We start from the raw sequence: 20439 nt of genomic DNA on the forward strand, positions 1-20439 counted from the left end.
TGAGTGCTGAATTGCCGTATTTTTAAGGTGTAAAATTGCGCTATGTCTCGTTTTCCTCATTATAAGCAGCCTGACGCCATGGACTGTGGGCCTACTTGCCTGCGGATGGTCGCCAAATTCTACGGGCGTAACTTTAGTTTAAATTACCTGAGGGAACAATCTCATATTTCGCGGGAAGGGGTTTCATTGCTGGGAATCAGTGATGCGGCTGAGGTTATTGGTATGCGTAGCTTGGGGACAAAGGTGACCTATGCTCAGCTGGTAAAAGATGTGCCAAAGCCTTGTATTGTGCATTGGGATCAGAACCATTTTGTTGTGGTGTACCAGGTGAAAAAAGGGAAGGTTTATGTGGCTGATCCTGCTTTTGGTTTGGTGAAATACAACGAGCAGGAGTTTAAAAAGCACTGGTTGGCTACCGTGAAAGAGGGGGAGCAAAAAGGAATTTGTCTGATGTTGCAGCCAACGCCTGCTTTTTATGATCAGGATGATGAGGCTACGGACCGTACAGGCTTTGCTTTTTTGTGGCGCTATGTTAGGCCTCATCGGCGTTTGGTTAGTCAGTTGTTGATTGGCTTTTTGGTAGCCAGTGTTATTCAGTTGATTTTTCCATTTTTAACGCAAAGTGTTGTCGATGTTGGTATCAATAACCAGGATATTGGATTTATCTACTTGGTTTTGGCTGCGCAGATGATGTTGTTTATTGGAAAAATGTCTGTTGACTTCATCCGGTCGTGGATTTTACTGCATATCAGTACGCGGATTAACATTTCCATCATCTCCGACTTTCTGATTAAGCTGATGAAGTTGCCAATTGGCTTCTTCGATACGAAAATGATTGGAGACTTGATGCAGCGGATTCAGGATCACCGGCGAATTGAGCGTTTTCTGACGACTCAGACTTTGAGCGTGTTGTTTTCGTTGTTCAATTTGGTGGTTTTTGGTGTGGTGCTGGCCATTTATAGTTTGAAAATTCTATTGGTCTTTTTGTTGGGCTCTGTCTTGTATGTGGTTTGGGTGTATTTGTTTATGCAGCGCAGACGGCAGCTCGATTATAAGAAATTCAGCCAGCTGAGTGAAAATCAGAGCATGCTTATTCAGTTGATTAATGGGATGCCCGAAATTAAACTGAATAACTACGAAAAACAGAAACGATGGGAGTGGGAGCGGATACAGGCTCGTCTCTTTCGGGTGAATGTGCAAAACCTATCCGTTGATCAGTACCAGCAAGCGGGGTCGGTATTTATCAACGAGACTAAGAATATTGTTATTACCATTTTGGCGGCCATGGCTGTTTTGAGTGGTGATATGACTTTGGGAATGATGTTGGCTGTTCAGTATATTATTGGGCAGCTGAATGCACCTTTGGCGGAGTTGATTAGTTTTCTGCATTTGGCGCAAGATGCTAAAATTAGTTTGGAGCGCTTGGGCGAGATTCATAATAAGGAAGATGAGGAGCGGAAAGAGGATCCGCGTATCAATACCATGCCTTCGGAGCATACCATTGGAATTTCAGATCTCATTTTTCAGTATGAAGGGCCTCATTCGCCGAAGGTGTTGAATCGGATTAATTTGACAATTCCTGAGAAAAAGTTGACCGCCATTGTAGGAACGAGTGGTAGTGGAAAGACAACCTTGATTAAGCTGTTGCTTGGTTTTTATCCGCCTGTGTCTGGTGAGATAAAAGTAGGGGATACCAGTTTGAAGAACTTTTCGCAGCAGTGGTGGCGAACGAAAGTTGGTGCGGTGATGCAGGATGGTTTTATCTTTTCGGACACCATTGTGAATAATATTGTGGTGGGTGATGAGTATGTTGATAAGGAGAAATTACTATTTGCTGTGAAGACGGCCAATATTCAAGATTTTGTGGAAAGCTTGCCGTTGGGGTACAATACTCGAATTGGGCAGGATGGGCATGGCTTGAGTCAGGGGCAGAAGCAGCGGATTCTGATTGCCCGGGTGGTTTATAAAAATCCGGAGTACCTGTTTTTTGATGAGGCTACCAATGCCTTGGATGCGAATAATGAAAAAGCAATCATGGAGAATCTGGATCAGGTGTATGCCGGAAAGACCGTGGTGGTTGTGGCTCATCGATTAAGTACAGTGAAGAATGCCGATCAGATTGTGGTTCTTGATCGGGGTGAAATTGTCGAGTTGGGAACGCATGTAGAGCTGACGGCTCAAAAAGGAGCATACTATCATTTAGTGAAAAATCAGTTGGAGTTGGGGAATTGACTTTATCTGAAGTCAGTACTATATAATATAAAGCAACGTTCTTGTGAATAATGAATTAGATTTGATGTAATTAATGTGGGTGAGTAATGCCAAATGCAAACGATAATATAGAGATTCGGAGTGACGAGGTTCAGGAGATTATTGGGAAGTCTCCTTCGTGGTTGCTGCGCAGTGGTCTGACAATGGTTTTGGTGCTGCTGGTTCTTTTGCTTTTGGGGAGCTGGATTTTTCATTACCCTGATCTTATCCGAGCTCGGATTGTGGTGTTGTCAGAAAATCCACCAGCTCATATTGCAGCGCGTACTACTGGAAAGATTGATCAATTGTTTGTAGACGATAATGACACGGTTCGCGAAGATCAGTTGATTGCTATTTTGGAAAATACGGCCGACTACGAAGATGTTGTGCGCCTGGAGGAGGAATTGGCGGCTTTGGAGAGGTATTTTGTTACGTTTGATACTCTTTATTATAGGAAGCTAAAACCAGATTTTAAGTTGGGAGATATTCAGCCTGATTTTTCTTCGTTTCTGCGCTTATATAATAATTATATCAGTTTTATTCGGTTGAACTTTTATCCGCAGAAAATTGCTTCGCTGAGAGAGCAGGAGCATATGCAGCGTATTTATTATGATCGCATGTGGACGCAACGTCAAATTTTGGAAAATGAATTCCGAATTGCTCACGAGCAGTTTCAGCGAGATTCGGGTTTGTTTGTTCGGGAGGTGCTTTCGTTAGTCGATTATAAGGCTTCCGAGTCGAATGCTTTGCAGAAAAAATATGCCTTTAATGGTGCGCGGACCGATTTGGCGACAACTCAGAAAGATATTATTCAGCTTCAGCAGGATATTATTGGTACTGAAAAGGAGTTTGAAGATCAGAAGCAAAAAATGCAGACGGAGTTGATTGAATCGCTTAATGTGTTGCAGAGCCGCTTGGAGTATTGGAATAAAACTTTTGTGTTGAAGACTCCGATTGCGGGAACGGTTGCTTTTACTAATTTTTGGAGTAAAAACCAGCAAGTTAAAAGTGATGAGATTGTTTTTACTGTGGTACCTGAAAGTGAGAGTCGGATTATTGGTCGGGTGACTTTGCCTTTGCGAGGAGCGGGTAAGGTAAAGCCGGGACAGGTGGTTAATATTCGTTTCGATAATTTTCCGCATATGGAGTATGGCCTGGTAAAGGGAGTTGTAAAATCTATTTCGTTGGTGCCATCCAATGATAATTATATCGCCGAAGTTGAGCTGCCTCAGGGGTTGGTGACCAATTATGGATTGACTTTGGCTTTTAGTCAGGAAATGAAGGGTGATGCCGAGATTGTTACAGAGGACCTTCGTTTGATTCAGCGTTTCTTTAATCCAATCAAGTCAGTCTTAAAAGAACGGGTGGTTGATTCAGAATGATCTTCTTCGAATTTGCTTGAGGTCTTCAAGAGTGAGTCTACTGGTTCCTAATGCTTTTTAAGAATTCCCCTCATCTTTTAATTTTTCGTAAAAATCGAAAAAACACTAGTAAAAGCTATTGTTATTTTCTGAAAATTAGTACTTTTGCCTGCCGTTTTTGGAGAAAACTGTCAAAAACGGAGATGGAATGCGTTGATTTTATTGATCTTTTCAATACCTTTGCAGTCCATTTTGCGATAATATTAATGCTTAATTAAATAGTTGTATGCCAACGATTCAACAGTTAGTTAGAAAAGGACGTACTCTGAAAGTAGAGAGCAGTAAGTCTCCTGCTTTGGATTCTTGTCCTCAGAAACGAGGTGTTTGTGTGCGTGTTTACACTACGACACCTAAGAAGCCTAACTCGGCTATGCGTAAAGTAGCAAGGGTAAGGTTGACCAATCAGAAAGAAGTGAATGCTTACATTCCAGGAGAAGGACACAACCTACAAGAGCACTCAATTGTGTTGGTGCGTGGTGGTAGGGTGAAGGACTTGCCAGGTGTGCGTTATCACTTAGTGCGCGGTGCTTTGGATACCGCAGGAGTAGAAGGACGTACTCAAAGACGTTCTAAGTACGGTACAAAGAGACCGAAAAAATAATTTGTGAATTGACCGTTTAGTGGTTTGGTTGAGTAAATGACTCCCAATAGTGTAGGGATGAACTGAAGCTCCAAATCGAAAGCAACCAATTCGAATAACACTAAAGAAAACATACGATGAGAAAATCGAAACCAAAGAAGAGGATCCTGTTGCCGGATCCTAAATTTAACGACGTTCTAGTTACACGTTTTGTAAATGATATGATGTTGCACGGTAAGAAAACCGTTGCTTATCAGATCTTCTATGATGCTCTTGATATCGTTGGATCACGCATGAAAAGCGAAGAGCTTGCTCCCCTTGATGTCTGGAAGAAAGCTTTGGAGAATATTACTCCTGCTGTAGAGGTAAAAAGCCGCCGTGTAGGTGGTGCTACATTCCAGGTTCCTATGGAAATTCGCCCCGAAAGAAAAGTGGCTGTTTCTATCAAAAACTTAATCTTATTTGCTCGCAAACGCTCAGGAAAGTCAATGGCAGACAAGTTGGCTGCTGAAATTCAGGCTGCGTATAATAATGAAGGTGGCGCCTTCAAGAAGAAAGAAGATACGCACCGTATGGCTGAAGCTAACCGTGCATTTGCGCACTTTAGATTTTAAACAGAGCCTATCTGATGATAGGTTCATTTTTAGTTTTAAGGATTAGAATATTGGTTGATTAATATGGCAAAAAAAGATCTTAGATATACAAGAAATATTGGCATCATGGCGCACATCGATGCTGGTAAAACAACCACTTCAGAGCGTATCCTTTATTATACAGGATTAACGCACCGCATCGGTGAAACCCATGACGGTTCTGCCACAATGGACTGGATGGAGCAAGAGCAAGAAAGAGGTATTACAATTACCTCTGCAGCGACAACTACTTTCTGGAAACACGAAGATAACGAATACAAAATCAATATTATTGATACTCCTGGACACGTTGATTTTACCGTTGAGGTAGAACGTTCATTGCGTATCTTGGATGGTTCTGTTGCTTTGTTTTGTGCGGTGAGTGGAGTAGAAGCTCAGTCTGAAACTGTATGGCGTCAGGCTGAAAAATACGGTGTTCCTCGGATTGGTTTCGTAAATAAAATGGACCGTCAGGGAGCAGACTTCTATAATGTATTGGCTGAAGTTCGCGAGAAATTAGGTGCTAACCCTATTCCTATTCAGATTCCTATTGGAGCTGAAGAAAACTTCGAAGGGGTAATTGACCTGATCGAAATGAAAGCTATTCGCTGGTACGACGACGCTACCTTGGGAACAGCATATAAAATGGAAGAAATTCCAGAAGAATTGAAGGCACAGGCTGACGAATACCGTGAGAAAATGGTAGAATCAGTTGCTGAATTGGATGACGAATTGATGGAACGTTACTTCGAAGATCCAGATTCAATTACTCCTGAGGAAATAATTAAAGTAATTCGCCAGGGAACTTTGAAGCAAATCATTGTCCCTATGATGTGCGGGTCCGCTTTCAAAAATAAAGGTATTCAGCGTTTGTTAGATGCAGTAATCGACTTCTTGCCAAGTCCATTAGACAAAGGAGAGATTATTGGAACTAATCCAGATAACGGCGAAGAAGTATCTCGTAAGGCTGATGATGAAGAGCCTTTGTCTGCTTTGGCATTTAAAATTGCAACTGACCCTTATGTAGGTCGTTTGTGTTTTATTCGCGTTTATTCTGGTAAAATTGATGCAGGAAGTACCGTATTCAATACGCGTACTGGCAAAAAAGAGCGTATCTCTCGTCTTTACCAAATGCACTCCAATAAGCAGAATCCAAAAGATGTGATTGAAGCAGGAGATATCTGCGCTGCTGTTGGATTTAAAGATATTCGTACTGGTGATACTTTGGCTGATGCAAAACATCCAATTACGCTGGAGAGTATGGAGTTTCCAGAACCAGTTATCGGTATCGCTGTTGAGCCAAAAACTCAAAAAGACTTGGACAAATTGGGAATGGGATTGGCTAAGTTGGCCGAAGAAGATCCAACATTCCAGGTTAATACTGATGAAGAATCAGGACAAACGGTTATTCGTGGTATGGGTGAGCTTCACCTGGAGATTATCATCGACCGTTTGAAGCGTGAATTCAAAGTAGAATGTAATCAAGGTAAACCTCAGGTTGCTTATAAGGAAGCTATCGGGCAAGAAGTTCAATTGCGCGAGGTGTTCAAAAAGCAGTCTGGTGGTCGTGGTAAATTCGCAGACATTATTGTAAAAGTAGGTCCGGCAGAAGAAGGAAAAGAAGGATTGACCTTCATTAATAGTGTTACTGGTGGACGTATTCCAAAAGAATTTATCCCATCTGTACAAAAAGGTTTCGAAACTGCAATGTTGAATGGTCCTTTAGCAGGATTCCAGTTGGATAGCCTCCAAGTTGAATTGCTTGATGGTTCGTTCCACGCAGTCGACTCTGACCAATTGTCGTTCGAAATCTGTGCCCGTCAGGCGTTCAAAAGCGCAGCATCGAAAGCATCTCCAAAATTATTGGAGCCTGTAATGAAAGCTGAGATTGTTACTCCTGAAGAATACATGGGTGATATCATTGGTGACTTGAACCGTCGACGCGGACAGGTGGCTGGAATGACCGAGAAAGCCGGAGCAAGAGTTATTAGTGCTTCCGTTCCTCTTTCTGAGATCTTCGGTTATGTAACCGTATTGAGAACACTTTCTTCTGGTCGTGCAACTTCTTCAATGGAGTTCTCTCACTACGAAGAAGTGCCAAAACAATTGGCGATGAAAGTACTTGAGGAAATGCAAGGAAAAGTAGAATTATTATAGTATAATTTATTTTATCTCACTATGAGTCAAAAGATCAGAATTAAGCTGAAATCGTATGATCACAACTTGGTAGACAAGTCGGCTGAAAAGATCGTTAAGACTGTAAAAACAACCGGTGCAGTTGTGAGCGGACCTATCCCGCTTCCAACTCACAAACGGGTGTTCACAGTACTACGTTCAACCTTCGTGAATAAGAAATCACGTGAGCAATTCCAGTTGTCTTCTTACAAACGTTTGATCGACATTTACAGCTCCACAGCTAAAACTATCGACGCCTTAATGAAGCTTGAATTGCCAAGTGGTGTTGAAGTAGAAATTAAAGTTTGATAACCTGTAAAAAAAAATGAAATGGCAGGATTAATCGGTAAAAAAATCGGAATGACATCCGTATTCAGTGTTGAGGGAAAAAACATTCCATGCACTGTGATTGAGGCCGGTCCTTGTGTTGTTACACAAGTGAAAACGGTCGAAACCGATGGCTATGACGCTATTCAGTTAGGGTTTGGTGCTAAGAAAGAAAAGCACACCCCAAAAGCTGAGTTTGGGCATTTCCAGAAAGCTGGAACAGATCCTAAGCGTAAAGTTGTCGAGTTTCAAGACTTCGAAGGTGATTACAAACTTGGTGATACCATTACTGTTGATGTAATCGAAGAGGGAAGTTGGGTTGATGTGACTGGAATTACCAAAGGTAAAGGTTTTCAAGGCGTTGTTAAACGTTACAACTTTGCTGGTGTTGGTGATGCTACACACGGTCAGCATAACCGTCTGAGAGCTCCTGGTTCGTTAGGTGCTTCTTCATACCCTTCTAGAGTATTTAAAGGAATGCGCATGGCTGGTCGTACTGGTGGTGCTCAAAAAACGATCGAGGACTTAAGAGTCTTGAAAGTTATTCCTGAAAGTAACCTATTAGTTGTTAAAGGATCAATTCCTGGAGCAAAAGGATCATTTGTAATAATTAATCAGTAATGGAAGTACAAGTATTAGATAAAACCGGAAAAGAAACCGGAAGAACGGTCGGCTTGCAAGATCAGATTTTCGGTATTGAGCCAAATGACCACGCGATTTATCTGGATGTAAAACAGTACTTGGCGCACAAACGTCAGGGAACCCATTCTGCAACCGAGCGCGGAGACATTACCGGAAGTACAAAAAAGATCAAGCGGCAAAAAGGTACTGGTACTGCTCGTGCTGGTAGCATTAAGTCGCCTATTTTCCGTGGTGGCGGTCGTGTTTTTGGACCTCGTCCAAGAAACTATGGCTTCAAATTGAATAAAAAAGTCAAAGCCTTAGCTCGTAAATCAGCCTTGAGTTACAAAGCTAAAGCAAGCGATGTTTTGGTATTGGAGGATTTTTCTCTGGAAACACCAAGAACAAAGGAGATGGCAGTCGTTAGTAAGAATCTGAAAATTAATGATAAAAAGTCTCTTTTCGTTTTACCAGAAGAAAATAAAAACATATATTTGTCCTCCAGAAATTTACAAGGAGTTTCTGTTGTAACTGCTTCTGAGTTAACTACTTATCAAATTATGAACGCCAGCAAGGTGGTCTTTTTTGAGAGTTCTGTAAGTAAAGTAGAAGAACAGTTTAAGATTTAAGGGGGATAAATAATGGATATTTTGATTAAACCCATAGTAACGGAAAAAATGACGGATCAGGGAGAAAAACTGAACCGTTATGGATTTATCGTTCGTAGAGAAGCGGATAAGGAACAAATCAAAACGGCAGTTGAAGAACTGTACAATGTAAGCGTAGCTTCAGTTAACACCATGGTGTATGGCGGTAAAAATAAAAGCCGTTACACAAAAGCCGGGGTGATTAAAGGGAAAACTACTGCTTATAAAAAAGCAGTGATTACATTGGCCGAAGGAGATACAATTGATTTTTACAGTAATATTTAATCATAGAAAATGGCAGTAAGAAAATTAAAACCAGTTACTCCGGGTCAAAGGCACAAAGTTATTGGCGCATTTGATACCGTTACTGCATCAACGCCTGAGAAATCATTGTTGAAGCCCATGCGGAAGACCGGTGGTCGTAACAGCCAGGGTCGCATGACAATGAGGTATATAGGTGGAGGGCACAAGAAGAGATATCGTGCGATTGATTTCAAACGCGAAAAAGACGGTATCCCTGCACGTGTAGAGTCTATTCAGTACGACCCGAACCGTACAGCCCGTATTGCACTGTTAGTATATGCTGACGGTGAAAAACGGTATATTCTGGCTCCTAACGGATTGCAAGTTGGGCAGACAGTATTGAGCGGTAGCGGTGTTGCTCCTGAAGTAGGAAACTCAGTTCCACTTAAAGAAGTTCCTCTGGGAACAATCGTTCACAACATTGAGCTTCAACCTGGACAAGGTGGCGTTATGGTGCGCAGTGCAGGAACCTATGCACAATTAACCTCTCGTGAAGGAAAGTATGCAATTGTGAAATTGCCTTCTGGTGAATCCCGAATGGTACTCGTCACTTGCCGAGCTACAATTGGTACTGTTGGAAATACAGAACACCTATTGGAAAGATCTGGAAAAGCAGGTCGTTCTCGTTGGTTAGGAAGAAGACCACGCGTACGTGGTGTCGTAATGAACCCGGTTGATCACCCAATGGGTGGTGGTGAAGGCCGTCAGTCAGGAGGACATCCTCGTTCACGTAATGGCTTGTTAGCAAAAGGTTACAAAACCCGTGCTAAGAAGAAAGCTTCCAATAAGTACATTGTAGAAAAACGCAAGAAATAATTAAAGGAGTAGGATATGAGTCGTTCATTAAAAAAAGGCCCTTATATTGCATATAAGCTTGAGAAAAAAGTGGATGCGATGAATGAAGCAGGTAAAAAGTCAGTAATTAAGACTTGGGCCAGAGCATCAGTAATCTCTCCCGACTTTGTAGGGCACACCATTGCAGTGCATAACGGAAATAAATTTATTCCTGTTTATGTTACTGAAAACATGGTTGGCCACAAGCTTGGCGAATTTGCACCTACAAGAACTTTTAGGGGACATGCCGGAAATAAACGCTAAGGCAGAGATTCTCATTAACTATTAAAAGAATTTACGATGGGTGCTAGAAAAAGAAATAGAGCAAATGAGCTGAAAGAGGCTCGGAAATCACAATACTTTGCGGTATTAAAAGACTGCCCTACTTCACCACGAAAAATGCGGTTAGTAGCCGATATGGTTCGTGGCATGGAAGTTAACCAGGCTTTGGATGCCCTGAAGTTTTCGTCAAAAGAAGCTTCTCGCAAAGTTGAAAAACTGTTGATGTCTGCCATCGCAAACTGGCAGGCTAAAAACGAGGGAACTCGTTTGGAGGAAAGCAACTTGTATGTGAAATCAATCGCTGTAGATTCAGGACGTATTTTAAAGCGTCTACGCCCGGCTCCTCAAGGCCGTGCTCACCGGATCCGCAAGCGTTCAAACCACGTTACAATTTGCGTTGATAGTAAAACTGAAGATAACGCTAACGAATAAATAGTAATACATGGGACAGAAAGTTAATCCAATCGCTAATCGCTTAGGGATCATCCGAGGATGGGATTCCAACTGGTTCGGTGGAAACGACTATGGTGACAAGCTGGTTGAAGATAGCAAGATCCGTGAATACTTGAACGCCCGTTTGGCTAAAGCAAGCATTTCCCGAATCATTATCGAAAGAACCCTGAAGCTAATCACGATTACCGTTCACACATCTAGACCTGGTATTATTATTGGTAAAGGCGGTCAAGAAGTTGATAAGTTGAAGGAAGAGTTGAAGAAACTCACCAATAAAGAAGTTCAGATTAATATCTTCGAGATTAAACGACCTGAACTGGATGCACGAATCGTTGCCAACAATGTGGCCCGTCAGATTGAAGGAAAAATTGCTTACCGTCGTGCGGTAAAAATGGCAATTGCTTCAACCATGAGAATGGGAGCACAAGGAATCAAAATTTTAGTTTCCGGACGTTTGAACGGAGCTGAAATGGCACGCTCTGAAATGTATAAAGATGGTCGTACTCCTTTGCACACGCTGAGAGCAGATATTGATTATGCTTTAGCTGAAGCTTTAACTAAAACAGGTTTGTTAGGTGTTAAAGTCTGGATCTGTAAAGGTGAAGTCTACGGAAAACGTGATCTTTCTCCAAACCTAGGTCAAAAAGGCAATCAAGGTGCTGGTGGCCGCGGTGGAAGAAGTGGCGGTTTCAAGAAAAGAAGAAAATAATTGGAAAACCTTTTAATTAAAAAAGGATGTTACAGCCGAAAAAGACAAAATTTAGAAGAGTACAAAAAGGACGAATGAAAGGGAATGCCCAACGGGGTACAGAACTTGCATTCGGTTCTTTCGGTATAAAGTCGTTGCAGAGCTCGTGGCTTACCGGACGCCAAATTGAGGCGGCAAGGGTTGCGGTAACTCGTCATATGCAACGTCAGGGTCAAATTTGGATCCGCATTTTCCCAGATAAACCTATTACCAAAAAACCAGCGGAAGTACGTATGGGTAAAGGTAAAGGTGCTCCTGAAGCATTCGTAGCTCCGGTTACTCCAGGTCGTATCCTGATTGAGGCAGACGGTGTTCCATTCGAAATGGCAAAAGAAGCCCTTCGTTTGGCCGCTCAAAAGCTTCCGGTAACTACGAAGTTTGTTGTTAGACGTGACTATGTTGAATCTACTAAAGAAGATTAACGATGAAAGCATCAGAAATTAAAGAATTAACAGACAAGGAAATCCAAGAAAGAATTCAATTGGAAACAGAAACCTTGGCACGTCTAAATATGAATCATGCAGTTTCTCCGCTGGATAACCCGATGAAAATTAAGGAAGCCCGCAAGAATATTGCACGCCTTCAGACTATCAAGCGTCAGAGGGAATTGAATCAAAATCAGAATTAATTTGTAGTCAATGGAAGCAAGAAATCTGAGAAAAGAGCGTATCGGGGTTGTTGTTAGCGACAGTATGGAGAAAAGTATTGTTGTTGCGGTTAAACGTAAAGAAAAACACCCTATTTACGGAAAGTTCGTAAATAAAACAACAAGACTATACGCCCACGATGAAACAAACACTTGCAGCGTAGGTGATACCGTAAGGATCATGGAAACACGTCCTTTAAGTAAAAGTAAGCGCTGGAGATTAGTTGAAATTATTGAAAGAGCTAAGTAATCATGATACAACAGGAATCAAGATGTTCAGTTGCCGATAACAGTGGTGCCAGAGAGGTACTTTGTATTCGCGTATTAGGCGGTACAAAAAAGCGTTATGCATCACTGGGCGATAAGGTAGTTGTTACTGTTAAAAGTGCAGTTGCCGGTAGTGATATGAAAAAAGGAACTGTGTCTAAAGCCATTGTTGTTCGCACTAAAAAAGAAGTACGTCGTCAGGATGGATCTTATATTCGTTTCGATGACAATGCAGTCGTTTTATTGAACAACGCCGGTGAAATGCGCGGAACCCGTATTTTTGGCCCTGTTGCAAGGGAACTTCGTGATAAAAACATGAAAATTATTTCGCTTGCACCTGAAGTGCTTTAATGCATAAATTAATCAAAATGCAGACAAAATTACACATTAAAAAAGGTGATACCGTTGTTGTTATTGCTGGAAACTATAAAGGACAGCAAGGCAATGTTCTCGAAGTAATTCGGGAGAAAAACAGAGCTATTGTGGAAGGCGTTAACATGGTAAAGAAGCATACTAAGCCAAACGCTGAAAATCCACAAGGTGGTATTGTTGAAAAAGAAGCACCGATCCATGTCTCAAACTTAATGCATGTTGACCCCAAAAATGGTGGAAAGACACGCATGGGGCGTAGAGTGGGAGACAACGGTAAACTAGTACGTTATTCAAAAAAATCTGGAGAGGAGATTAAGTAATGGCTTATACACCAACACTTAAGAAGAAATATTCGGAAGAAATTATTCCTGCCCTTACCAAAGAGTTTGATTACAATTCGGTAATGCAGGTTCCGAAATTGGAGAAAATTGTTCTGAACCAAGGTGTTGGAGCTGCTATCGCGGACAAAAAAATCATTGAAGTTGCTACTGAAGAAATGTCAATGATTGCCGGTCAAAAAGCAGTCCAAACCAAATCAAAGAAGGACATCTCCAACTTTAAACTAAGGAAAAAAATGCCTATCGGTGTTCGCGTAACACTGAGAAAAGAAAGAATGTACGAATTTCTTGAAAGGCTAATCAACATCTCTTTGCCACGTATCCGTGACTTTAGAGGTATTGAGAGTAAAATGGATGGACAAGGAAACTACACCCTTGGTATTCCTGAACAAATTATTTTTCCTGAGATCAATATTGATCAGGTAAACCGTATTAACGGTATGAACATTACTTTTGTGACCTCTGCAAACACTGACGAAGAAGGATTCGCCTTGTTGAAAGAGTTAGGTCTTCCTTTTAAAAACGTTAAAAAGAACTAAGTTATGGCTAAAGAATCAATGAAAGCCCGCGAAGTTAAAAGGGCAAAACTTGTTGAAAAATATGCCGAAAAAAGGGCCCGGCTCAAAGCAGAAGGTGATTACGAAGGTTTGCAAAAACTACCTAAGAACTCTTCAAAGGTACGCATGCACAACCGTTGCAAACTGACCGGCCGTCCTAAAGGCTACATGCGTCAATTCGGAATTAGCAGGATTAACTTCCGTGAAATGGCCTCATCAGGCTTAATTCCGGGTGTGAAAAAAGCAAGTTGGTAAAATTTAATTACAAAAGTAATGAGTAAAGTTACAGACCCGATAGCAGATTATTTGACTCGCTTACGTAATGCTCAATCAGCAAAACACCGCGTAGTCGATATTCCTGCTTCAAACATAAAAAAAGAAATTACCAAAATCCTAAAGGATAAAGGGTACATTTTGAACTACAAGTTTGAAGATGATGTAAACTATCAAGGCAGCATTAAAATTGCCTTGAAATATCATCCTGAAACAAAACAACCAGCCATTAAGTCGATCAAAAGAATTAGTAAGCCTGGTTTGAGACAGTACTGCGACAGCGATAATATTCCTCGCGTATTGAATGGTTTGGGTATTGCAATCCTATCTACTTCAAGAGGTGTGATTTCTGACAAAGAAGCACGCGACATGAATGTAGGTGGTGAAGTTTTATGTTACGTATATTAATAAGGAGGAGTAGTAATGTCAAGGATAGGTAAATTACCAATCGAAATACCAGCCGGAGTTACTGTTAATGTTTCCAAAGACAATGTGGTAAACGTTAAGGGGAAACTAGGCGAACTTTCGCAACAGGTAGACCCGGAAATTGAAGTAGCTGTCGAAGGAACCCAAATCATTGTAAAACGTCCAACTGAGCAAAAAAGACATCGTGCCTTGCACGGACTTTACCGTTCATTGGTAAACAACATGGTGGTTGGTGTTTCAGAAGGCTACGAAATCAAGTTGGAGCTTGTTGGTGTAGGTTATCGTGCCGAGAACCAAGGTCAACTACTAGACCTTGTTTTAGGGTACTCTCACCACACTTTCTTGCAACTTCCTAATGAAGTTAAGGTTGAAGCTGTTACCGATAAAAGAAACAACCCTTCCGTAACATTGAAAAGCTGTGACAAACAGTTAATCGGACAGGTTGCTGCCAAAATACGTTCATTCAGAGCACCAGAGCCATACAAAGGAAAGGGTGTGAAGTTTGTCGGTGAAGAATTAAGACGTAAAGCTGGTAAATCGGCTTCTGCTAAATAGTAAAATTTGAAACCATGGCTTTAACGAAACAACAAAGAAGATATAGAATTAAAAAGAGAATCCGGAAGATCGTTTCCGGTACTTCTGAAAGACCTCGTTTGAGTGTATTTAGAAGTAACAAGCAAATTTATGCTCAACTGGTAAATGACGTTGATGGCACTACTTTGCTTGCAATCTCTTCATTGAATAAGGAAATCAGCGAAAAAGAAGGCAACAAATCAGAAATTGCAGCCCTAGTTGGAAAAGCATTGGCTGAAAAGGCAAAAGCTGCAGGAATTGAAAATGTTGTGTTCGATCGTAACGGATATTTGTATCACGGTAGAGTAAAACAATTAGCTGAAGCTGCCCGTGAAGGTGGCCTTAAATTTTAATGATTATGGCAGGAAGTATTAAGAAAGTCAAAACAACAGACATCGAACTTAAGGACCGTTTGGTTGCAATTAACCGTGTAACCAAAGTGACCAAAGGGGGTAGAACTTTCAGCTTCTCAGCAATTGTTGTTGTAGGAAACGAAGACGGCATTGTAGGCTGGGGACTAGGTAAAGCTAGCGAAGTAACTACCGCGATTGCAAAAGGTGTGGATGCTGCGAAGAAGAATTTAGTGAAAATTCCTATTCACAAAGGAACCATTCCTCATGAGCAAATTGCTAAATTTGGTGGAGCACGTGTTTTCTTGAAACCAGCTACATCAGGTACCGGAGTAAAAGCCGGTGGTGCGATGCGCGCAGTATTGGAGAGTGTTGGAGTTAACGATATCCTTGCAAAATCAAAAGGATCATCAAACCCACACAACTTGGTAAAAGCAACGATGAACGCACTTCTTGAACTAAGAGATGCATATACAGTAGCTGAACACCGGGGAGTTTCTTTAGAAAAAGTTTATAAAGGATAGGAACTATGGCTAAAATTAGAATTACTCAAGTAAAAAGCAAGATTGGTTCCAATAAAGTGCAGAAAGCAACAATTGAAGCACTTGGAATTAAGAAAATGAATCACTCTGTTGAGAAAGAAGCCACTCCTCAAATCTTAGGAATGGTCAGCAAAGTGAGCCATTTGGTGAAAGTTGAAGAAATTTAAAATAGTTTAAGCTAAAAATTATGGATTTAAGTAATCTTAAACCTGCAGCAGGATCCGTAAAAAAAGATAAGCGTATTGGTCGCGGACAGGGTTCCGGTCGTGGTGGTACATCCACTCGCGGTCACAAAGGAGCTCAGTCTAGATCGGGATATAGCCGTACAAGAGGTTTCGAGGGGGGTCAAATGCCTTTGCAACGTGTTGTACCAAAATTCGGATTTAAAAACATTAACAGGGTAGAATATAAAGCAATCAATTTGGATGCGCTACAACAACTGGCAGAAAGCAAAAGCTTAACTGTTATTGATGTGCAAACATTGGTTGAAGCCGGTCTGGCTGCTAAGAACGACCGGGTGAAGATTTTAGGAAACGGCGAATTGAAGTTGAAATTAGAGGTGAAAGCACATGCCTTTTCTAACTCCGCAAAAGCAGCTATCGAAAAACTAGAAGGAACCACAGAAACACTCTAACCTGATGAAAAAATTTATCGAAACCCTAAAGAATATTTATAAGATCGAAGACTTAAGGTCTCGTATAGGAATAACATTATTCTTTCTTTTAATATACCGATTAGGATCGTATGTTGCCCTACCCGGAATTGATCCGGCTCAGTTGGAAGCATTGAAAAGTCAAACCTCAGATGGGTTGCTGGGGCTATTGAATATGTTTTCTGGAGGTGCATTTGCAAACGCATCCATTTTCGCTTTAGGGATTATGCCTTATATTTCAGCTTCGATTGTAATTCAGTTGATGGGAATAGCCGTCCCATATTTTCAACGATTACAAAAAGAAGGTGAATCAGGAAGAAGGAAAATCAACCAGATAACTCGTTATCTGACCGTGTTGATTTTGATCTTCCAGGCGCCTGCGTACTTGGCCAACTTAAACTATCAGTTGCCAGATTCGGCTTTTGCCATTAGTGGTACGATGTTCACCATAACATCAACCATTATTCTGACAGCTGGTTCGATGTTTGTGATGTGGCTTGGAGAACGCATAACCGATAAAGGAATTGGGAATGGTATTTCACTGATTATCATGATTGGAATTATTGCTAACCTACCATTTGCCGTGTTTGCGGAATTTGCTTCTCGTATTGAGGAGCAAGGTGGTGGTATGGTAATGTTCCTGGTAGAGTTTGTTGTGCTCTTTGTGGTGTTTATGCTGACTATTCTGCTGGTACAAGGTACCCGCAGAATACCTGTTCAGTATGCAAAACGCATTGTAGGAAATAAACAATACGGAGGTGTTCGTCAGTACATACCTTTAAAAGTGAATGCTGCCGGAGTTATGCCAATTATCTTCGCGCAAGCGATCATGTTCGTTCCGATTACTATTGCAGGGTTTGCCAATTCTGACAGTGTTAGCGGTTTTGCGGCTGCATTCGCTGACCACACCGGATTTTGGTACAACTTTACTCAATTTGTACTGGTAATATTGTTTACGTATTTTTACACGGCAATTACAATTAACCCAGTGCAGATGGCCGAAGATATGAAGAAGAATGGTGGTTTCATTCCAGGAGTAAAACCAGGGAAGAAAACTGTTGAGTTCTTAGATACGATCATGTCTCGTATTACGTTACCCGGATCTATTTTCCTGGGTCTCGTAACTATTTTGCCGGCTTTTGCTATGATAGCTGGAATTAATACGCAGTTCGCCTACTTTTATGGCGGTACGTCGTTGTTGATTCTGGTTGGTGTTGTTTTAGATACTTTACAACAAATTGAAAGTCACTTGTTGATGCGTCACTACGATGGTTTGATGAAATCAGGCCGGATTAAAGGACGTACCGGAGGAGCCGGTTCAATGATGTAATTAATCGGAAACAAAAGCAATAAGAATTAAAATTAGATTTTTTTATGGCAAAACAGCCTTCTATAGAACAAGACGGAACAATCATTGAAGCATTGTCAAATGCCATGTTCAGGGTAGAACTTGAAAACGGGCATGTGATTACTGCACATATCTCTGGTAAAATGCGCATGCATTATATCAAAATTCTTCCGGGAGATAAGGTTAAAGTAGAAATGTCTCCTTATGACCTGACAAAAGGAAGGATTACTTTTAGATATAAAAATTAAAGTACGAAATAATGAAAGTAAGAGTATCCATCAAAAAACGCAGCGCCGACTGTAAAATTGTACGCAGGAAAGGCCGTTTGTACGTGATCAATAAAAAGAATCCGAAGTTCAAACAGCGTCAGGGATAATTAATTAACTTTGTAAAAATTTGATTTATGGCTCGTATTGTTGGAGTTGATATTCCTAATAATAAAAGAGGAGAAGTTGCATTGACCTACATCTATGGTATTGGACGTAGCCGTGCAAATAAAATCCTTGCCACAGCTGGCGTTGATGCTGATATAAAAGTACAGGATTGGACTGATGACCAATTCGCTGCTATTCGTAAAACCATCAACGAAAACTTTAAGGTTGAAGGAGAACTTCGTTCAGAAAACCAGCTGAACATTAAACGACTGATGGATATCGGTTGTTATCGTGGTATTCGCCACCGTATTGGCCTTCCGGTACGCGGACAAAGTACTAAAAACAATGCCCGTACTCGTAAAGGAAGAAAGAAAACTGTAGCTAATAAGAAAAAAGCCACTAAATAATTAATTGAATTATGGCAAAGAAGACAAGTTCCAGTAGGAAAAGAGTTGTTAACGTTGAAGCTACCGGTCAAGCGCATATTCATTCCTCATTCAATAATATTATTATCTCATTGACCAATAACAACGGAGAAGTTATCTCTTGGTCGTCGGCTGGTAAAAAAGGATTTAGAGGATCTAAAAAGAATACACCTTATGCTGCTCAGGTAGCCTCTGAAGAATGTGCAAAAACTGCATATGATCTAGGTCTTAGAAAAGTTAAAGTATTTGTTAAGGGACCAGGAAATGGTCGCGAATCTGCTATTCGTGCTATTAATAGCGTGGGTATACAAGTAACAGAAATTGTTGATGTAACTCCATTGCCACACAATGGTTGTCGCCCATCAAAAAGAAGACGTGTTTAATATTTTAACGAAAAAGTAATGGCAAGATATAGAGGACCAAAAACAAAGATTGCGCGGAAATTTGGTGAACCAATTTTCGGACCTGATAAAGTACTTGAAAAAAAGAACTACCCACCAGGTATGCATGGGCAATCTGGACGCAGACGTAAAAAGTCTGAATACGGTATTCAGTTAAAAGAAAAGCAAAAGGCGAAATACACTTACGGTATTTTGGAAAAGCAATTCTCAAACCTGTTTAAAAAAGCATCCGCTTCTAAAGGTGTTACCGGTGAAGTGTTGCTTCAGTTGTTGGAATCTCGATTGGACAACGTTGTTTTCCGTTTAGGATTGGCTGCTAGTCGGCCAGCAGCACGCCAGTTGGTGACTCATAAACACATCATGGTTAACGGTGAATTGGTTAATATCCCTTCATACCAGCTTCGTCCAGGCGATATCATTAGCGTTCGCGAAAAGTCTAAATCGTTGGAAGTAATTTCTGATTCATTGACTTCTCACCGCTACAATAAATACGCTTGGTTGGAATGGGATGGAGCTCAGATGAGCGGTAAGTTCTTAAATCGCCCTGAACGGGAAGAAATTCCTGAAAATATCAAAGAACAACTTATTGTAGAGTTGTATTCTAAATAATAAATTACTCAGTATTATTATGGCAATATTAGCGTTCCAAAAACCTGACAAAGTAATAATGGTCGAGTCCGATGAGAAATTTGGTAAATTCGAATTTCGTCCATTGGAGCCCGGTTATGGTATCACAATCGGTAATGCACTCCGTCGGATCCTGTTATCATCTTTGGAAGGTTATGCAATTACAACGCTCAAAATCGAAGGCGTTGACCATGAATTTGCAACCATCAAAGGCGTGATGGAAGATGTTACCGAGATCATCCTGAACCTGAAGCAAATTCGTTTCAAGCGCGAAGTTGAAGATTTTGATAGTGAAAAAGTTTCTATTACGATTAGCGGACAGGAAGAATTTACTGCTGGCGACATCAACAAGTTTATGACTGGTTTCCGGGTGTTGAATCCGGAATTGGTAATTTGCCGAATGGAAGCTGATGTTAAATTGCAGGTGGAATTATCAATCAACAAAGGGCGGGGATACGTTCCCAGCGCTGAAAATAAGCCTGTAGATGCTGAGTTTGGTTTAATTCCGATTGACTCAATCTTCACACCAATTAAAAATGTGAAGTATGCTGTCGAAAACTATCGTGTAGAGCAAAAAACTGACTACGAAAAGTTGGTTTTGGACATCACTACCGATGGTTCCGTTCATCCAAAAGACGCTTTGAAAGAAGCTGCAAAAATTCTGATTTATCACTTCATGCTGTTCTCTGATGAGAAGATTACTCTTGATTCAGACGAGAAATTTGCAAACGAAGAGTTTGATGAAGAAGTACTGCACATGCGTCAGCTATTAAAAACCAAGTTGGTTGACATGGACCTTTCAGTTCGTGCATTAAACTGCTTGAAAGCTGCCGATGTTGAGACGTTGGGCGAATTGGTTACTTACAACCGGAACGATTTGCTGAAGTTCAGAAACTTCGGTAAGAAATCACTGACCGAGTTGGACGACCTGTTGAATGGCATGAACCTGACATTCGGAATGGATATTAGTAAGTATAAACTTGACAAGGAATAAG

33 protein-coding genes are annotated in these 20439 nt (G+C 41.0%); all 33 read left to right on the plus strand.

Annotation, left to right across the window (positions count from 1 at the left end):
- The first annotated feature begins 42 nt into the window (after positions 1 to 42).
- The 33 genes from BM156_RS07060 (at position 43) to BM156_RS07220 (ending at position 20438) form a co-directional block, all read left to right on the plus strand.
- Positions 43 to 2232 (plus strand): peptidase domain-containing ABC transporter, encoded by a 2190-nt coding sequence (locus tag BM156_RS07060; RefSeq protein ID WP_093919129.1) that lies wholly within the window; start codon positions 43 to 45, stop codon positions 2230 to 2232.
- Between the two features lie 86 nt (positions 2233 to 2318).
- Positions 2319 to 3632 carry an HlyD family secretion protein gene (locus tag BM156_RS07065; protein WP_093919130.1) on the plus strand — a complete coding sequence of 438 codons (1314 nt, stop codon included), beginning with the start codon at positions 2319 to 2321 and terminating at the stop codon, positions 3630 to 3632.
- A 265-nt stretch (positions 3633 to 3897) separates the two neighbouring features.
- Entirely contained in the window at positions 3898 to 4272 is a 375-nt protein-coding gene (rpsL, locus tag BM156_RS07070) for a 30S ribosomal protein S12 (protein ID WP_093919131.1), read from the plus strand.
- A 116-nt stretch (positions 4273 to 4388) separates the two neighbouring features.
- Positions 4389 to 4865 (plus strand): 30S ribosomal protein S7, encoded by a 477-nt coding sequence (rpsG, locus tag BM156_RS07075; protein WP_093919132.1) that lies wholly within the window; start codon positions 4389 to 4391, stop codon positions 4863 to 4865.
- Between the two features lie 63 nt (positions 4866 to 4928).
- Positions 4929 to 7040, plus strand: coding sequence for an elongation factor G (gene fusA, locus BM156_RS07080; protein WP_093919133.1), 2112 nt, complete (start codon positions 4929 to 4931; stop codon positions 7038 to 7040).
- Positions 7041 to 7061: 21 nt separating this feature from the next.
- Positions 7062 to 7367, plus strand: a complete 306-nt coding sequence (gene rpsJ, locus BM156_RS07085; protein WP_027472457.1) for a 30S ribosomal protein S10 — start codon at positions 7062 to 7064, stop codon at positions 7365 to 7367.
- Positions 7368 to 7388: 21 nt separating this feature from the next.
- The gene (gene rplC / locus BM156_RS07090) at positions 7389 to 8006 is read left to right on the plus strand and encodes a 50S ribosomal protein L3 (RefSeq protein WP_093919134.1); all 618 of its coding nucleotides are present in this window, start codon (positions 7389 to 7391) and stop codon (positions 8004 to 8006) included.
- Positions 8006 to 8635 (plus strand): 50S ribosomal protein L4, encoded by a 630-nt coding sequence (gene rplD / locus BM156_RS07095; protein WP_093919135.1) that lies wholly within the window; start codon positions 8006 to 8008, stop codon positions 8633 to 8635. The genes rplC and rplD overlap by 1 nt, the downstream gene beginning before the upstream one ends.
- 12 nt (positions 8636 to 8647) lie before the next feature.
- Positions 8648 to 8938 carry a 50S ribosomal protein L23 gene (rplW, locus tag BM156_RS07100; RefSeq protein ID WP_093919136.1) on the plus strand — a complete coding sequence of 97 codons (291 nt, stop codon included), beginning with the start codon at positions 8648 to 8650 and terminating at the stop codon, positions 8936 to 8938.
- Positions 8939 to 8947: 9 nt separating this feature from the next.
- Positions 8948 to 9772 (plus strand): 50S ribosomal protein L2, encoded by an 825-nt coding sequence (rplB, locus tag BM156_RS07105; protein ID WP_093919137.1) that lies wholly within the window; start codon positions 8948 to 8950, stop codon positions 9770 to 9772.
- Positions 9773 to 9787: 15 nt separating this feature from the next.
- On the plus strand, positions 9788 to 10054 hold the full coding sequence (gene rpsS, locus BM156_RS07110) for a 30S ribosomal protein S19 (RefSeq protein ID WP_093919138.1): 267 nt from the start codon (positions 9788 to 9790) through the stop codon (positions 10052 to 10054).
- Between the two features lie 36 nt (positions 10055 to 10090).
- A complete protein-coding gene (rplV, locus tag BM156_RS07115; protein ID WP_093919139.1) occupies positions 10091 to 10504 on the plus strand; it encodes a 50S ribosomal protein L22 in 414 nt (137 codons plus the stop codon).
- 10 nt (positions 10505 to 10514) lie between these two features.
- Positions 10515 to 11234: a 30S ribosomal protein S3 gene (rpsC, locus tag BM156_RS07120; protein ID WP_093919140.1), complete on the plus strand. Its 720-nt coding sequence runs from the start codon at positions 10515 to 10517 to the stop codon at positions 11232 to 11234.
- Between the two features lie 26 nt (positions 11235 to 11260).
- Positions 11261 to 11695 (plus strand): 50S ribosomal protein L16, encoded by a 435-nt coding sequence (rplP, locus tag BM156_RS07125; RefSeq protein ID WP_093919141.1) that lies wholly within the window; start codon positions 11261 to 11263, stop codon positions 11693 to 11695.
- A 2-nt stretch (positions 11696 to 11697) separates the two neighbouring features.
- Positions 11698 to 11901 carry a 50S ribosomal protein L29 gene (gene rpmC / locus BM156_RS07130; protein WP_093919142.1) on the plus strand — a complete coding sequence of 68 codons (204 nt, stop codon included), beginning with the start codon at positions 11698 to 11700 and terminating at the stop codon, positions 11899 to 11901.
- Between the two features lie 10 nt (positions 11902 to 11911).
- Positions 11912 to 12169, plus strand: a complete 258-nt coding sequence (gene rpsQ, locus BM156_RS07135) for a 30S ribosomal protein S17 (protein WP_093919143.1) — start codon at positions 11912 to 11914, stop codon at positions 12167 to 12169.
- 2 nt (positions 12170 to 12171) lie between these two features.
- Positions 12172 to 12537 (plus strand): 50S ribosomal protein L14, encoded by a 366-nt coding sequence (gene rplN, locus BM156_RS07140; RefSeq protein WP_093919144.1) that lies wholly within the window; start codon positions 12172 to 12174, stop codon positions 12535 to 12537.
- Positions 12538 to 12554: 17 nt separating this feature from the next.
- Positions 12555 to 12878 (plus strand): 50S ribosomal protein L24, encoded by a 324-nt coding sequence (rplX, locus tag BM156_RS07145; protein WP_093919427.1) that lies wholly within the window; start codon positions 12555 to 12557, stop codon positions 12876 to 12878.
- Entirely contained in the window at positions 12878 to 13435 is a 558-nt protein-coding gene (rplE, locus tag BM156_RS07150; RefSeq protein WP_093919145.1) for a 50S ribosomal protein L5, read from the plus strand. Before rplX ends, rplE begins: the two co-directional genes overlap by 1 nt.
- 3 nt (positions 13436 to 13438) lie before the next feature.
- Positions 13439 to 13708, plus strand: coding sequence for a 30S ribosomal protein S14 (gene rpsN, locus BM156_RS07155; RefSeq protein ID WP_093919146.1), 270 nt, complete (start codon positions 13439 to 13441; stop codon positions 13706 to 13708).
- Positions 13709 to 13726: 18 nt separating this feature from the next.
- Positions 13727 to 14134: a 30S ribosomal protein S8 gene (gene rpsH, locus BM156_RS07160; RefSeq protein WP_093919147.1), complete on the plus strand. Its 408-nt coding sequence runs from the start codon at positions 13727 to 13729 to the stop codon at positions 14132 to 14134.
- A gap of 15 nt (positions 14135 to 14149) precedes the next feature.
- Entirely contained in the window at positions 14150 to 14707 is a 558-nt protein-coding gene (gene rplF / locus BM156_RS07165) for a 50S ribosomal protein L6 (protein ID WP_093919148.1), read from the plus strand.
- 14 nt (positions 14708 to 14721) lie between these two features.
- Positions 14722 to 15078 (plus strand): 50S ribosomal protein L18, encoded by a 357-nt coding sequence (gene rplR, locus BM156_RS07170; RefSeq protein WP_093919149.1) that lies wholly within the window; start codon positions 14722 to 14724, stop codon positions 15076 to 15078.
- 5 nt (positions 15079 to 15083) lie between these two features.
- Positions 15084 to 15599, plus strand: coding sequence for a 30S ribosomal protein S5 (gene rpsE / locus BM156_RS07175; RefSeq protein WP_093919428.1), 516 nt, complete (start codon positions 15084 to 15086; stop codon positions 15597 to 15599).
- A 5-nt stretch (positions 15600 to 15604) separates the two neighbouring features.
- Complete coding sequence (gene rpmD, locus BM156_RS07180) at positions 15605 to 15784, plus strand: 50S ribosomal protein L30 (RefSeq protein ID WP_093919150.1); 180 nt, start codon at positions 15605 to 15607, stop codon at positions 15782 to 15784.
- A gap of 20 nt (positions 15785 to 15804) precedes the next feature.
- The gene (rplO, locus tag BM156_RS07185) at positions 15805 to 16251 is read left to right on the plus strand and encodes a 50S ribosomal protein L15 (RefSeq protein WP_093919151.1); all 447 of its coding nucleotides are present in this window, start codon (positions 15805 to 15807) and stop codon (positions 16249 to 16251) included.
- A gap of 4 nt (positions 16252 to 16255) precedes the next feature.
- On the plus strand, positions 16256 to 17599 hold the full coding sequence (secY, locus tag BM156_RS07190; protein ID WP_093919152.1) for a preprotein translocase subunit SecY: 1344 nt from the start codon (positions 16256 to 16258) through the stop codon (positions 17597 to 17599).
- Positions 17600 to 17643: 44 nt separating this feature from the next.
- Positions 17644 to 17865 carry a translation initiation factor IF-1 gene (gene infA, locus BM156_RS07195; RefSeq protein WP_053187509.1) on the plus strand — a complete coding sequence of 74 codons (222 nt, stop codon included), beginning with the start codon at positions 17644 to 17646 and terminating at the stop codon, positions 17863 to 17865.
- 11 nt (positions 17866 to 17876) lie between these two features.
- Positions 17877 to 17993 (plus strand): type B 50S ribosomal protein L36, encoded by a 117-nt coding sequence (gene ykgO, locus BM156_RS07200; RefSeq protein WP_081782363.1) that lies wholly within the window; start codon positions 17877 to 17879, stop codon positions 17991 to 17993.
- 27 nt (positions 17994 to 18020) lie between these two features.
- The gene (rpsM, locus tag BM156_RS07205) at positions 18021 to 18398 is read left to right on the plus strand and encodes a 30S ribosomal protein S13 (protein ID WP_093919153.1); all 378 of its coding nucleotides are present in this window, start codon (positions 18021 to 18023) and stop codon (positions 18396 to 18398) included.
- A gap of 11 nt (positions 18399 to 18409) precedes the next feature.
- On the plus strand, positions 18410 to 18799 hold the full coding sequence (gene rpsK / locus BM156_RS07210) for a 30S ribosomal protein S11 (protein WP_093919154.1): 390 nt from the start codon (positions 18410 to 18412) through the stop codon (positions 18797 to 18799).
- Between the two features lie 18 nt (positions 18800 to 18817).
- Positions 18818 to 19426 (plus strand): 30S ribosomal protein S4, encoded by a 609-nt coding sequence (gene rpsD / locus BM156_RS07215; protein WP_093919155.1) that lies wholly within the window; start codon positions 18818 to 18820, stop codon positions 19424 to 19426.
- A gap of 19 nt (positions 19427 to 19445) precedes the next feature.
- On the plus strand, positions 19446 to 20438 hold the full coding sequence (locus BM156_RS07220; protein WP_093919156.1) for a DNA-directed RNA polymerase subunit alpha: 993 nt from the start codon (positions 19446 to 19448) through the stop codon (positions 20436 to 20438).
- Position 20439: the final 1 nt, after the last annotated feature.

It is taken from the genome of Sunxiuqinia elliptica, from assembly GCF_900113005.1.
GTDB lineage: Bacteria > Bacteroidota > Bacteroidia > Bacteroidales > Prolixibacteraceae > Sunxiuqinia > Sunxiuqinia elliptica.